At 71.1% G+C, this 13,557-nt stretch carries 11 protein-coding genes; 9 read left to right on the forward strand and 2 right to left on the reverse strand.

The genetic code is table 11. The features are described 5' to 3' along the window. The first annotated feature begins 19 nt into the window (after window positions 1-19). Both EV279_RS05710 and EV279_RS05715 read left to right on the forward strand, forming a co-directional pair. On the forward strand, window positions 20-1,450 hold the full coding sequence (locus EV279_RS05710) for a cytosine permease (RefSeq protein ID WP_133541910.1): 1,431 nt from the start codon (window positions 20-22) through the stop codon (window positions 1,448-1,450). After that, window positions 1,447-3,054, forward strand: a complete 1,608-nt coding sequence (locus tag EV279_RS05715; protein WP_243728452.1) for an amidohydrolase — start codon at window positions 1,447-1,449, stop codon at window positions 3,052-3,054. The genes EV279_RS05710 and EV279_RS05715 overlap by 4 nt, the downstream gene beginning before the upstream one ends. 63 nt (window positions 3,055-3,117) lie before the next feature. Here EV279_RS05715 and EV279_RS05720 read toward each other — a convergent pair whose 3' ends face one another. Beyond that, complete coding sequence (locus tag EV279_RS05720; protein ID WP_243728453.1) at window positions 3,118-4,119, reverse strand: LacI family DNA-binding transcriptional regulator; 1,002 nt, start codon at window positions 4,117-4,119, stop codon at window positions 3,118-3,120. Between the two features lie 122 nt (window positions 4,120-4,241). Here EV279_RS05720 and EV279_RS05725 point away from each other — a divergent pair, with 122 nt between their 5' ends. The 7 genes from EV279_RS05725 (at window position 4,242) to EV279_RS05755 (ending at window position 12,593) form a co-directional block, all read left to right on the forward strand. Then, window positions 4,242-5,768 carry a mannitol dehydrogenase family protein gene (locus EV279_RS05725; RefSeq protein ID WP_133541911.1) on the forward strand — a complete coding sequence of 509 codons (1,527 nt, stop codon included), beginning with the start codon at window positions 4,242-4,244 and terminating at the stop codon, window positions 5,766-5,768. A 62-nt stretch (window positions 5,769-5,830) separates the two neighbouring features. After that, entirely contained in the window at window positions 5,831-6,835 is a 1,005-nt protein-coding gene (locus tag EV279_RS05730) for an L-idonate 5-dehydrogenase (protein ID WP_133544658.1), read from the forward strand. Between the two features lie 48 nt (window positions 6,836-6,883). After that, window positions 6,884-8,284, forward strand: coding sequence for an MFS transporter (locus EV279_RS05735; RefSeq protein WP_133541912.1), 1,401 nt, complete (start codon window positions 6,884-6,886; stop codon window positions 8,282-8,284). 113 nt (window positions 8,285-8,397) lie between these two features. Next, the gene (gene manD / locus EV279_RS05740) at window positions 8,398-9,627 is read left to right on the forward strand and encodes a D-mannonate dehydratase ManD (RefSeq protein ID WP_133541913.1); all 1,230 of its coding nucleotides are present in this window, start codon (window positions 8,398-8,400) and stop codon (window positions 9,625-9,627) included. Beyond that, complete coding sequence (locus EV279_RS05745) at window positions 9,617-10,267, forward strand: bifunctional 4-hydroxy-2-oxoglutarate aldolase/2-dehydro-3-deoxy-phosphogluconate aldolase (protein WP_133541914.1); 651 nt, start codon at window positions 9,617-9,619, stop codon at window positions 10,265-10,267. Before manD ends, EV279_RS05745 begins: the two co-directional genes overlap by 11 nt. Further along, window positions 10,267-11,229 carry a sugar kinase gene (locus EV279_RS05750; protein WP_133544660.1) on the forward strand — a complete coding sequence of 321 codons (963 nt, stop codon included), beginning with the start codon at window positions 10,267-10,269 and terminating at the stop codon, window positions 11,227-11,229. The genes EV279_RS05745 and EV279_RS05750 overlap by 1 nt, the downstream gene beginning before the upstream one ends. A gap of 86 nt (window positions 11,230-11,315) precedes the next feature. Further along, entirely contained in the window at window positions 11,316-12,593 is a 1,278-nt protein-coding gene (locus tag EV279_RS05755) for a GNAT family N-acetyltransferase (protein WP_133541915.1), read from the forward strand. A gap of 15 nt (window positions 12,594-12,608) precedes the next feature. Here the strand turns inward: EV279_RS05755 and speB are convergent, their stop codons facing one another. Next, entirely contained in the window at window positions 12,609-13,514 is a 906-nt protein-coding gene (gene speB / locus EV279_RS05760; protein ID WP_133541916.1) for an agmatinase, read from the reverse strand. Between the last annotated feature and the right edge of the window lie 43 nt (window positions 13,515-13,557).

Raw genomic sequence — 13,557 nt, forward strand, 5'->3', positions numbered from 1 at the left:
CGCTCCCGGAAGGAACACCGTGACCCAGACAGAGCCGCAGCTCGACGAGTTCATCGACACCGCAGCGCGTCCCGAGACGCGCGGGATCGAGCTCGTCGGCGATGCCGAGCGTCACGGGCGGGCCCGCGACCTCTTCTTCATCTGGGCGGCGCCGAATGTCAGCATCCTGAACCTGACGATCGGTGCGACGCTCATCCTGCTCGGCCTCGAGATCTGGCAGTCGATCGCCGTGATCGTCGCGGCCTCGCTGCTGTGGGTGTTCCCCGGGATCATCGCCGGAAGCGGCCCGGCATCGGGGACGTCGGGGTCGGTCGTCACGCGCGCCATGTACGGGATCATCGGCAACAAGCTCTTCGTCGCGTTCGTCGGATGGTTCATCGGGGCCGTGTTCCTGTCGCTGACGTGGCTCGCGTCATCCTTCATGGGAGCCGACCTGCTGCGGCGACTGGGACTCGACGACCCGGTATGGGTGCCGATCGGCGTGACGGTGGTCGTCGCGACGATCACGATCCTCGTCGCGATCTTCGGCCACGGTCTCATCGTGCGCGCGTATTCGTACATGGCTGCGGCCCTCTTCGTCATCTTCCTGCTCGTGACCGCCTTCATCCTTCCGACGGTCGACTGGCAGTACTCGGCGCCCGAGCCCCTCGGCGGCGTCGCACTGTGGTCGTCGATGGCGATCGGGTTCACGATCCTCGCCTCGACCCCGCTGTCGTTCATCAACAGCCCCGACATCGCGCGGTACCTTCCCCGCTCGACGAAGCACTCCCGCATCGCGCTCGCGACCGGGCTCGGCGGCGCCGTCCCCTTCATCGTCTTCACCACCGTCGGCGTGCTGCTGGCGACCGGGCTGAGCGGCGCGGCGTTCGAGGCGGGCATCGACGTCGCGCTGCTCGACCTGCTGCCGGCCTGGCTCGCCCCCGTGCTGGTCGTCGGCGTCGTCATCAACACGATCGCCTTGAACGCCATGACGACGTACACCTCGAGCATGGCGCTTCAGGCCATCGGCTTCCGGCTGCGGCGCATCCCCGCGGCGATCATCGTGGGGGTCGTCGGCACCGCGCTGACTGTCTACCTCGTGCTGTCGTCCAGCCTCCTGGAGGCGGCGAACCTCATGCTGCAGTTCCTCGTGGTCGTGTCCGGCCCCGCCATGGCGATCTTCGTCGTCGACGTGCTGCTGCGCCGGTACCGGTACGACGGGCCGGAGCTCTTCGACGACCACCCCGGCGGCCGGTTCTGGTACACCGGAGGCTGGAGCGTCCCCGGCATCACCGCGCTGATCGCGGGCGGCCTCGCCACCGCCCTCTGCCTCTCCACGAGCGTCTGGAGCGGACCGATCGCGGAAGCCGCGGGCTACGTCGACCTCTCGGTGCCGGTGGGCATGCTCGTCGCCGCGGCCCTGTACGCGGGCCTCCTGCGCACGCCGCTCGGCAAGGGCGGCCGGCCGTGATCACGCGCTACCTCAACGGGCGCGTCTTCACCGCCGATCCCGATCCGGCAGCGTCCTGGGCGGAGGCGTTCGCGATGGAGGACGACCGGATCGTGTTCGTCGGCGCCGCAGACGAGGCTCCGGATGCCGCGACCACGGTCGATCTCGAGGGCCGGCTGGTGCTGCCGGGCGTCATCGACGCGCACACCCACCTGCTCATGATGGGGGCCGCACTCGGGCAGGTGCCCCTCACCGACGCGCGATCGCTCGCAGAGATCCAGGACCGGCTGCGCCGGGCGCGGGCGGCGGATCCCGGTGCGGCCGTCCTCCGCGGCCGCGGCTGGCTGTTCGACTCGCTCCCCGGCGCCCCGACGGCCGCGATGATCGACGCGGCGGTCTCGGACGTCCCCGTCTACCTGGATGCGAACGACTACCACTCGTGCTGGGTCAACAGCGCGGCGCTCGTTGAGCTCGGCATCACACGCGACACGCCCGATCCGCTGGGGGGAGAGATCGTCCGGGATGCCGCGGGCGAGCCCGCCGGATTGCTTCTCGAGACGGCCGCCACCCAGTACGCGTGGGCCCAGCGGGATGCGTCGACGACGGATGCCGACCGCGACCAGGACGTGCAGCGCGCGCTCGACGCGTACCTCGCGGGCGGCGTGACGGGTGTCGTGGACATGGCCTTCGACGAGTTCGGGCTCGCCGCGTTCGAACGCGCCCGCGCGCGGCACGGCGGCGAGCTGCCGATCCGCGTCGCGGCGCACTGGATCGTCACCAACACCGGCGACGACGAGGCGAACCTCGCGCAGGTGGCCCGGGCGGCGGAGCTCGCGGCGGATCGGTCTTCGCCGTGGCTGCGCGTGGTGGGCATCAAGCTCATCCTCGACGGGACGATCGACGCCTGCACGGCGGCGCTGCGCCACCCGTATGCGGATGGCTCGAACGCCGCGCCGATCTGGCCGCCGGCGCAGCTGAACCCGGTCGTCGCGGCGGCCGATGCCGCCGGGCTCCAGGTCGCGCAGCACGCGATCGGCGACTACGCCAGCGAGATCGCACTCGACGCCCTCGAGCATGCGGCCGCCGCCAACGGGCAGCGGGCCCGGCTGCACCGGATCGAGCACCTGGAGTACGCCGCCCCGGGCACCGCCGAACGGATGGCGCGACTCGGGGTGACAGCATCCATGCAGCCCGTCCACTCCGACCCCGCGATCTTCGCGAACTGGGCCGAGATGCTCGGCGACGAGCGGGTGGAGCGGGCATTCCCATGGCCGGAGTACGAGGACGCCGGGGCGCTCCTGGCCTTCTCGACCGACGCGCCGACCGCGCCGTACAGCGCCCTCGCCAACATGTACGTCGCCTCGACCCGGGCCTCAGCCCTCGATCCAGCCGTGACGGCGACGCATCCGCAGTACGCGCTGCCGCTGGACCGGGCCATCGCCCACGCGACGCGGGATGCCGCGGCATCCGTCGGCGACGGCGCGTGGCGCGGACGGATCGCTCCCGGATTCGCTGCGGATGTCGTCGTGCTCGACACCGACCCGTTCGTGTCGGGGATGCCGTCGCTGCTGGAGGCGCAGGTGATCGAGACGATCGTCGCGGGGCGGACGCGATACCGGCGCTGAGCCGGTCCGGGATGCCGTGCGCATGCGATGACATCCGCTCCGCTCCTTCGGTGTAGCAGCGGGTCAGCCGGGCGGCGCCGCCGTCGTCCCGCGGACGATGAGCTGGGAGCCGAGCGTCGCCGCCTCGGTGAGCGCCGCTCCGGCCATGACCTGCAGCAGCAGCTCGACTGCGAGCGCTCCGCACCGCTCGATCGGCATCTTGACGGTGGTCAGGCCGGGCTTGACGGCACTGGCCATGTCGATGTCGTCGATGCCGATGATGCTGATGTCGGCAGGGCAGGCCTTGCCCATGTCGGAGAGGCCCGCTTCCAGGCCGAGTGCGACGAGATCGTTGTAGGCGATGACCGCGGTCGCGCCGCTCGCGAAGGCGGGTGCCGCGGCGGCGCGGCCGCCCTGGATGGACGCGGCCTGATGGCTCAACGGAGTGAGCCGGATGCCGAACGCCTCGCACGCTTTCGTGATGGTGTGCGCGCGTCGGCCGTCGGCCCAAGACCCGAGCGGGCCGGCCGCGTAGGCGATGTGGGTGTGGCCGAGGGCCGCGAGATGCTCGACCGCCTGACGCGGCCCGTGCTCCATGTCCATGAGCACACAGGGGACGCCTTCGATGTAGCGGTTCACCACGACGAAGGGAGTGTCGCCCACCAGCTCCAGCACCTCGTCGTCCGGCAGGCGCGGCGAGCACAGGAGTATGCCGTCGAGCTTGCGGGCGCGCTCGATCTGCTCGCGCTCGCGCCGGCGGTCCTCGTCGGCGTCGTACAGCACGGTGCGGTGGCGTCCGTGCCAGGCCTGCGTGTGGATCGACTTGAGGAGAGTCGCATAGACCGGATTGGCGACATCGGGGACGATCACGCCGAACGAGCGCGTCGCCGTCGCGGCCTGGGGGCTGTCGTAGCCGAGCTCGCTGGCGGCCCGGAGGACGCGGTCGAGCGTTCCGCTCGCGAGCCGATCGGGCTCGCCGAAGGCCCGGGACGCCGTTGCGATCGACACGCCGGCGCGCCGTGCCACATCGGTCAACGTCGCAGCCATGGGCGCCTTTCCGGTTCCGAGGAACAGCTGTTCCATCATGTCCCATCATCGCTCTGTGAAAAGAGCTTGACAATCTTGTACAAACACTTCACACTCTTTTCCATGCCGATCATCGCAGATCCCTCAGCCCGACGGCGGGCCGTGGCCACGGGGGTGCGCTCGTGAGCGCCGACGCCCAGGGCCTGACCCGGTCGTACCGCGGCGGCGTCGCCATCCCCCGGATGCCGGCACGCCCGGGTATCCTGCATCTCGGGCTCGGCAACTTCCACCGCGCTCACCAGGCGGTCTACACATCGGCCGCGCTCGCCGCAGACGGCGGCGACTGGGGCATCGTGGGCGTCGCCTCCCGTTCGCGGTCGATCGTCGACGCGATGCGCGCGCAGGACATGACCTACTCGGTCGCGACGATCTCACCCGCGGGTACGGCACTGAGCGTTCCCGGCGTTCACACCGACGCCTTCGTCGCGGGGGAGGAGCCGCAGCGCGTCGTCGACGGCATCGCCGACCCCGGCATTCGGATCGTCACCCTCACCGTCACGGAGAACGGCTACAGCTACTCGCCCGCGACGGGCCACCTCGACACGTCGGGCGACACCATCTTGGCCGACCTGCGCGGCGGCGCGCCACGCTCGACCATCGGCCAGCTGGCCCGTGGCATCCAGCGGCGGGCCGCGACATCCGGCTCACCTCTCACGGTGCTCAGCTGCGACAACCTCGCTGCCAACGGTCCCCACACGAGGCGTCTGGTCGAGGAGTTCCTCCAGGAGCTGCCCGCCGGCGAGAGCGCCGACGCGCTGGCGTTCCTGCGGTCGTCGGTGTCGTTCCCCTCGAGCATGGTCGACCGCATCGTCCCCTCGACGACCCCCGCGCTGCGCGACGAGGTGTCGTCGCTCCTCGGCGTGCGCGACGAGATCCCGGTGCCCGCCGAGCCGTTCACGATGTGGGCGATCGAAGACGACTTCGCCGCCGGGCGCCCCGCGTGGGAAGCCGGGGGAGCGGTCTTCAGCGACGAGGTCGGACGCTACGAGCAGATGAAGGTGCGGCTCCTCAACGGCACGCACTCGCTCATCGCGTACCTCGGGGCCCTGAGCGGGGCCGGGACGATCCCCGACGCGATCCACCGGTCCGACATCGAGCGCGCTGCACGGCTCGTCCTCGCCCGCGAGTACCTGCCCTCGATCCAGGTGCCGTCCGGCGTCGACATCGAGCACTACGAGCGCGAGCTGTTCCTGCGCTGGGGCAACACGGCCCTCGGCCACCGCACGACCCAGGTGGGCACCGACGGCTCCGTGAAGCTCCGCCAGCGCATCCCCGAGCCAGCCCTGCGCGCCCTCGACAGCGGCGAGATGCCGCACCTGATCGCCCTGACGGTGGCGGGATATCTGTCGTGCCTGGCGCCCCGTCGGGGCTTCGACCCCGGTCCCTACGCCGCCGCGATGACGGATGCCGCCCGCGAGCGGCTGGCCGGCATCGCCCGATCGGCGCGCACCGGCGCCGAGATCGCCGAGCGGTCGATCAGCGGGCTCCAGCTCTTCGGCGAGGAGCTCGCCGACCGCCATCCCTTCGTCGACCGCGTCGGCGAGCTCGTCGACACCATCGCCCGCGACGGCGTCTCGGCCGCCATCGCCGACAGCACGACCGCCGCCGAAGCCGCCGTCAAGGGCCGCCCTTCGGAGGTGCCGGCGTGACGACCCTGGACGAGACCCCTGAGATCGGCGCGGCTGCGGCCGCCCGGGAAGGAGGAGCGACGATGAAGGCGCTCGCCATCCACGGCAAGGAAGACATCCGCTGGGAGGACCGCGAGGTCCCCACGCCCGGCGAGGGCGAGGTGCGCCTCCGCGTGCGCTACGTCGGCATCTGCGGCTCCGACCTGCACTACTACTTCCACGGCGCCAACGGCGAGTACGAGATCCGCGAGCCTCTCACGCCCGGTCACGAACTCTCGGCCGTCGTCGACCTCGACCCCTCGGGCCGCCTCGCGGCGGGCACGCCGGTGACCGTGCACCCCGCCCGCTACGGTGCCGAGATCCCCGGCCTGGAGGACAAGCCCCACCTCCGCCCCGGCGGCGACTACTTCGGCAGCGCGGCCACGACGCCGCACCGTCAGGGCGGAGCCGCTGAGTACCTCCTCGTCGAGGAGCACATGATCCGCGTGCTCCCCGAGGGCCTGCCGCTCGAGCGCGCCGCGCTCGCCGAGCCTCTCGCGGTCGCGCTGCACGCCGTCGGCCTCGCGGGCGATCTCACCGGCAAGCGCGTGCTCGTGATCGGCGCCGGTCCGATCGGCCTGCTGGTGGTCGCCGCGGCCGATCACGGGGGCGCCGCCGCGATCGGTGCGAGCGACGTGCGGACCGAGCCGCTCGAGCGCGCAGCGGCCCTCGGTGCGACCGAGCTCGCGATGGTCGGCCGGGACACGATCGCGGACGAGTCCTACGACGTGGTCTTCGAGTGCTCCGGGGTCGCGGCATCCGTCACCCAGGCCGTCCGCGCCGCGCGACGGGCGGGCGTCATCGTGCAGGTCGGGATGCTCGCGAACGCTGAGATCGGCGTCAACCTCGCACCCATGCTCGCCAAGGAGCTGACGATCCGCGGTGCCTTCCGCTTCTCGGGCGAGATCGATGACGCGGTCGCGATGCTCGCCGCGTCCGACGTGTTCGACGCCGTGATCTCGCACACCATCGACGCCTCCGCCGCGGTGGAGGCCTTCGCTACGGCCCGGGACTCCTCGGCTTCCGCCAAGGTCCTCCTCGCCCTCTGATCCACCACCTGTCACCCCTCTCCCCAACTCATCTACGAAGGAGTAACCATGAGCACTTCGAACGTCCCCGGTGTGGATGCCGCGGCACCGCCGCCGACCGTCCAGCGGTCGACCGGCGACCTGGTCCGGGCCGCCGTCTCGGGCTGGCTCGGCACCGCGCTGGAGTTCATGGACTTCCAGCTCTATTCGCTGGCCGCAGCACTCGTCTTCAGCCAGCTCTTCTTCGCCGGTGAGGAGGCCGGCATGGCCGTCGTCCTCGCAATGGCGACGTACGGCGTCGGCTACGTCGCGCGACCCCTCGGAGCGTGGTACTTCGGCCGCATGGGCGACAAGGTGGGCCGCCGCAAGGTGCTCTTCTACACGATCCTCCTGATGGGTCTCGCGACGACCCTCATCGGCTTCCTCCCCACATATGAGCAGGCCGGCATCATCGCCCCGATCATGCTCGTCGTGCTGCGTCTGGCCCAGGGCTTCGGCGCGGGCGCCGAGATCTCGGGCGCCGGCGTCATGCTCGCCGAGTACGCCCCGACGCGTCGCCGCGGCATCATCGCCTCGCTCGTCGCGCTCGGCACGAACTGCGGAACGCTCTTCGCCTCGGCGATCTGGGCGATCCTGCTCGCCGTCATGATGGAGGACGACGTCATCGCGTGGGGCTGGCGCATTCCGTTCATCGCGAGCTCCGTCGTCATGCTCTTCGCCGTGTGGGTGCGCTTCCGCCTCAAGGAGAGCCCCGTCTTCGAGGAGCGCACCGACGTCGTCGACGGCAAGGCGCTCTCGCGCGACGAGATGGTCGAGCTCGCCACGCAGACCAACGACGTGCGCACGCTGCAGGCGCTCGAGCGCAAGCCCATCAAGGCGACGCTCGTCTCGTTCTTCCTGCGCTTCGGCCAGGCGGGCAACTCGGGCCTCATCCAGACCTACATGATATCGTTCATCACGATCACGCTCGCCGTGCAGAAGGGCGTCGGCCCCGAGATCGTCATCGTCTCGTCGCTCATCGGCTTCGGCACGATCCCGCTCGTCGGCTGGCTCGGCGACGTGTTCGGCCGCCGGCGGATGTACATCGTCATGACGTCGCTCTCGCTCCTGCTGATCGTCCCGACCATGCTCGCGATCAACACGAAGGAGATCGGCTGGATCTTCGTCGGCTACGCCGTGATCCACAACGTCTCGGTCCTGGGCCTGGCATCGATGGAGAACATCTCGCTCCCCGAGATCTTCGGCGCGCGCAACCGATACACCCTCACCGCGATCGTCCGTGAGATCGCCGCGATCATCGCGACCGGCATCGGTCCGATCATCGCCGCAGCCTGGGTCGCGGCGACGACCGGCAGCATCCTCCCGGTGATCGTGCTGCTCGGCTTCTACACGGCCTGCGCCCTCGTCGCGGCGATCGTCGCACCCGAGTGGACCGGCCGCGACCTGACCGACCCGCGCTCGGCGATGTGACGCCGGACGCGATCGACACCCGCAAGTGGATCGAGGGTGCGGCCGCGCAGGTCGTGGCCGCACCCCGGTCCGGGCGGCCGCGCGCGGCCGCACCCTGACAGCAAGGACGAGACATGACCATCGACCGCGTCGACGTCAACATCACCAGCCCCGGGCGCAACTTCGTGACGCTCAAGATCACGACCTCGGACGGCATCGTCGGATGGGGCGACGCGACCCTCAACGGGCGCGAGCTCTCGGTCGCGTCCTACCTCGGCGACCACGTCGCCTCGACGCTCATCGGCCGTGACGAGGACCGCATCGAGGACACGTGGCAGTACCTCTACCGCGGGCCGTACTGGCGCCGCGGCCCCGTCACGATGGCCGCGATCGCCGCTGTCGACATGGCGCTGTGGGACATCAAGGCCAAGAAGGCCGGGATGCCGCTCTACCAGCTGCTCGGCGGTGCGAGCCGGTCGGGCGTGCGGGTCTACGCCCACGCCTCCGGCACCGACTACGACGCCCTCGCGAACGCGATCACGGGCTATCGCGAGCTCGGCTTCACCGCGGTGCGCGTGCAGACCGGCGTGCCGGGTCTCGGCCAGATCTACGGCGTCTCGGCTGCGGGACCGGGCGTCCGCTACGACTACGAGCCGGCCAAGCGCGCCCAGGACGGCCGCCCCAGCGAGGAGACGTGGGACACCCGCACCTACCTCAATCACATGCCCGGCGTCTTCGCGCGCATCCGCGAGGACTTCGGCAGCGGACTGCGCATCCTGCACGACGGGCACCACCGCATGACGCCGATCGAAGCAGCCCGCTTCGCGAAGGACATCGAGCCGTACGACCTCTTCTGGCTCGAGGACTGCACCCCCGGCGAGGACCAGACGGCCCTGCGACTCGTGCGCCAGCACTCCACGACGCCGCTCGCGATCGGCGAGGTCTTCAACACCGTCTTCGACTATCAGACGCTCATCACCGAGCGCCTCATCGACTACGTCCGCTCCGCCGTCACCCACACGGGCGGCATCACCGCCATGAAGAAGCTCCTCGACTTCGCCGCGATCTACGGCATCAAGTCCGGCATCCACGGCCCGACCGACATCTCGCCGGTCGGCATGGCCGCCGCCCTGCATCTCGACCTCGCGATCCACAACTTCGGCATCCAGGAGTACATGCCGCACAACGAGCAGACGCTGGAGGTGTTCCAGACCTCCTTCACGTTCGACCAGGGCTTCCTCCACCCCGGCGAGCAGCCCGGCCTGGGCGTCGAGCTCGACGAGGACGCGGCGTCCGCCTTCGAGTACACGAAGGCCTACCTGCCCGTGAACCGCCTCACCGACGGGACCGTCCATGACTGGTGATGTCGTGCGTCTCCCGCTGCCGGAGAAGACCGTCGGCTCGCGGCTCATCGTCGTCGCACGCGCGCAGCACGCCGAGGACTACGACGCCGCGCTTGAGTCCCTCCTCGACGCGGGCATCCGCAGCGTCGAGCTGACGCTCACGACTCCCGGGACGATCGAGCGGCTCCCGCAGCTGCTCGAGCGCTTCGGCGACCGCGCCGATCTCGGAGTCGGGACCGTCACGAACACCGACCAGGTCGCGAGGGCGGCGGATGCCGGTGCCCGCTACCTCGTGACGCCCATCACGGCGCCCGAGCTTCTCGCGGCGGCGCTGCAGGCCGGCGTGCCGCTCGTGCCCGGCGGCTTCACCCCGACCGAGCTCTTCGCCTCGTGGTCGGCCGGTGCCTCGGCGGTCAAGGTCTTCCCCGCGGGACGCCTCGGCGCCGGCTACGTCAAAGACCTCCGCGGACCGTTCCCCGACATCCAGGTCGTGCCGTCCGGGGGCGTCGATCTCGACAGCGCGCGGCAGTGGCTCGATGCCGGGGCGGCAGCCGTGAGCGTCGGCGGACCTCTGCTGGGCGATGCCTTCGCCGGGGGCGACCTCCTCGCCCTTCGTCAGCGCGCCGAGTCGTTCGTCGCGGTGGCTTCGGACGGCGCATGATGTCCGGCTCGTCGGCGCCGCGTGCCGTTACCCTCGGCGAGACGATGGCGCTCGTGCGGACGCGCGAGCTCGGCTCGCTCCGCCACGCCACGGACCTCGCCCTCGGGATCGGCGGGGCCGAGAGCAACGTCGCGATCGGGCTCTCGCGGCTCGGCGTCGACGTCGGGTGGCTGGGCCGCATCGGCGACGACCCGCTCGGCGAGCGCGTGCGGCGTGAGATCCGCGCCGAGGGGGTGGAGGTCCTCGCCGTCGTGGACGGCGAGGCGCCGACGGGCCTCATGCTGAAGGAGCGTCCCCGGGCGACGTCGACGAGAGTCCTCTACTACCGCGCCGGCTCGGCCGGGTCGCGGCTGTCGCCGGCGGACGTTCCCCACGGATGGATCGAGGGCGCCGACCTGCTGCACCTCACGGGCATCACGGCGCTCCTCTCCGCCTCGGCCCGGGAGTGCCTGTCGGCCGCGATCGACCGCGCCCGGCAGGCCGGCGTGCGCGTGACCTTCGACATCAACTACCGCTCCGCCCTCGCCGACGCCGGCACGGCGGGGCCGTGGCTGCGCGAGCTCGCCGAGCGCGCCGACATCGTCTTCGGCGGCCCGGAGGAGCTCGAGCTGCTCCATCCGGGAACGGATGCCGCGGCCGCCTGCCGTCGCCTGCTCGAGCGGGGCGTCGGGGAGGTCGTGCTCAAACGCGGCGCGGACGGCGCCACCGCCTATCTCCCGTCGGGCGGCGTCGACTCGCCCGGATTCCAGATCGACGTCGTCGACACGGTCGGCGCCGGCGACGCCTTCGTCGCGGGCTATCTGAGCGGCGTGCTCGACGGCTCTGACGTGGCGGCGCGACTGCACCGCGCCAACGTCTGCGGAGCGATGCTGTGCATGACGCCGGGGGACTGGGAGTCGAGCCCCACGCTGCGAGAAGTCGAGGCCTTCACCGCGACCGGCGGCGATCCGGTCAGCCGCTGACCCTGATCCCCGCGGCGCCCTGAGCGGCCGTTCGCGTCCGGGTCCCTGACGTGCCACCCTCGAAGCACACAGATCGAGGAGTGCCCATGGCCGGCTGGCGAATCCGCGACTACCACCCCGACGATGTCGACGGCATCCTGCGCCTCTGGGAGCAGGTGCTGGCGGCCGGCGGCGAGCCGGTGTACGGGCTGTCCGACGTCCTCGCCTCGTGCGCCAAGGACCACGCCGTCGTCGCGGTCGTCGGAGACGAGATCATCGGCGCCGCCGTGGGCCGGGCGGCACACGCGCAGGGGTGGGTCGTGTTCCTCGCGACCGCGTCCCATATGCGCGGTCAGGGCGTGGGATCGTCGCTGCTGGCGGCGCTCGAATCGCGCATGGCCGCGCACGGCGTGTCGAAGCTGTCGGCCCTCATGCCGGCGGCGGAGACGCGCGTCGGCGCCTTCCTGCACCAGGGCTTCGAGCTCAAGCGCGATCTGCACTACTTCGAGCGCCACATCCCCGTCCAGCGCGAGGAGCTCACCAAGCTCGCAGCGCTCGGCGGGCGCGTCATGCCCCGCGGACTGTGGGACTCGGTGGGCGGGATGGCCGCCGAGAAGGATCTCCTCGAACGCCGCGTCGTCATGCCGCTCGCCAACGCCGAGCTCGCCGATCGCTTCGGGGTCGTGCCGCCGCGATCGATCATCCTCTTCGGCCCGCCCGGAACGGGCAAGACGACCTTCGCGAAGGCCATCGCGTCGCGGCTCGAATGGTCGTTCATCGAGGTCTTCCCGTCGCGGCTCGCCGCTCAGGCGGGAGGGCTCGCCGGTGCCCTGCGCGAGACCTTCACGACCATCGCGGAGCTGGAGCACGCCGTCGTCTTCATCGACGAGGTCGAAGAGATCGCGTCGCACCGGCAGGGCGAGCCCCCGTCGCCCACCCAGGGCGTCACCAACGAGCTGCTGAAGATCATCCCCGCCTTCCGCGAGCAGCCGGGACGGCTCCTGGTCTGCGCCACGAACTTCATCCGGGCGCTGGATGCCGCATTCCTCCGCCACGGCCGCTTCGACTACGTCATTCCGATCGGCCTGCCCGACGCCGAGGCGCGTACGGCGATCTGGGAGCGCTACGTGCCGTCCGCCTCGGTCGGCGTCGACATCCCCGCCCTCGTCACCATGACCGAGAGCTTCTCCCCGGCCGACATCGAATTCGCGGCGAGGAAGGCGTCGCAGGCGGCGCTCGAGAAGGCGGTGCTCTCGGAGACCGGCGAGGCCCGGGGTCCCTTCATGGTCGATTACATCGCGGCGATCTCGACGACGCGGGCGACGGTATCGCCCGAGGTCGCCGCCGCGTTCCTCGAGGACATCGAGACAGTCGGCCGCACCTGATCGAGCCCCGGCCGGTCACCCTGCCAGAGTCATGAGGGTGATGAGCTCCCAGGCCGTGTGCGCCGCGGCGAGTCCCGTGATGCCCGCGTGGTCGTAGGCCGGGGCGACCTCGACGACGTCGCATCCCACGACGGGAAGACCCCGCAGGCTGCGCAGCACCGCGAAGAGCTGAGCCGTGCTGATGCCCGCGACCTCGGGCGTACCCGTACCAGGAGCGAAGGCGGGGTCGAGCACGTCGATGTCGACCGAGACGTACACGGGCTTCGTGCCGACGCGGGCGCGGATCTGCGCCGCGATGTCGTCGAGCGACCGCTCGAGGAAGGCCTCGCTGCGGATGATCGCGAAACCCGAGCGCGCGTCGTCGTCGAGCTCCGACGGGTCGTAGATCCCGCCTCGGACCCCGACGTGCTGGCAGCGTACGAGGTCGAGGAGCCCCTCTTCCGCCGCGCGCCGGAACGGCGACCCGTGCCAGACGGAGGCCCCGTGGAGCGTGTCCCACGTGTCGAGGTGGGCGTCGAAGTGCACGACCGCGAGCGGCCCATGCCGGAGCGCGGCGGCCCGCAGGAGCGGAAGGGCGATCGTGTGGTCGCCGCCGAGCGCGACCAGGCGAGTACCGCGCTGGCTCAGCTGGGAGGCGGCCGTCGTGATCGCCTCGACCGCCCGCGGGATGTCGTAAGGCCCCACCCCGATGTCGCCCGCGTCGACGACCTGCGAGGTGCGGAACGGGTGGGTGTCATGAACGGCGTGATACGGATGCAGCTGGCGCGAGTTCTCGCGGATGTGCGCCGGGCCGAACCGCGCGCCGGGGCGGAAGCTCGTTCCGGAGTCGAACGGTATGCCGACCACGGCGATGTCGGCGTGCTCGACTGCGGACAGCATCGGCAGCAGTGCGAACGTCGCGAGACCGGCGTATCGCGGCATCCCGGGTTCGTCACGCGGACCGACGGCCGATTCCACCACGGTG

Origin of the sequence: Microbacterium sp. BK668 (assembly GCF_004362195.1) — a bacterium.
Taxonomy (GTDB): domain Bacteria; phylum Actinomycetota; class Actinomycetes; order Actinomycetales; family Microbacteriaceae; genus Microbacterium.

Excerpts from the sequence above, each read along its gene's own strand:
- EV279_RS05720 (WP_243728453.1), bottom strand. The coding sequence starts at position 4,119 with ATGATGGAACAGCTGTTCCTCGGAACCGGAAAGGCGCCCATGGCTGCG.
- EV279_RS05730 (WP_133544658.1), top strand. The coding sequence starts at position 5,831 with ATGAAGGCGCTCGCCATCCACGGCAAGGAAGACATCCGCTGGGAGGAC.
- EV279_RS05735 (WP_133541912.1), top strand. The coding sequence starts at position 6,884 with ATGAGCACTTCGAACGTCCCCGGTGTGGATGCCGCGGCACCGCCGCCG.
- manD (WP_133541913.1), top strand. The coding sequence starts at position 8,398 with ATGACCATCGACCGCGTCGACGTCAACATCACCAGCCCCGGGCGCAAC.
- EV279_RS05745 (WP_133541914.1), top strand. The coding sequence starts at position 9,617 with ATGACTGGTGATGTCGTGCGTCTCCCGCTGCCGGAGAAGACCGTCGGC.
- EV279_RS05750 (WP_133544660.1), top strand. The coding sequence starts at position 10,267 with ATGTCCGGCTCGTCGGCGCCGCGTGCCGTTACCCTCGGCGAGACGATG.
- EV279_RS05755 (WP_133541915.1), top strand. The coding sequence starts at position 11,316 with ATGGCCGGCTGGCGAATCCGCGACTACCACCCCGACGATGTCGACGGC.
- speB (WP_133541916.1), bottom strand. The coding sequence starts at position 13,514 with ATGCCGCGATACGCCGGTCTCGCGACGTTCGCACTGCTGCCGATGCTG.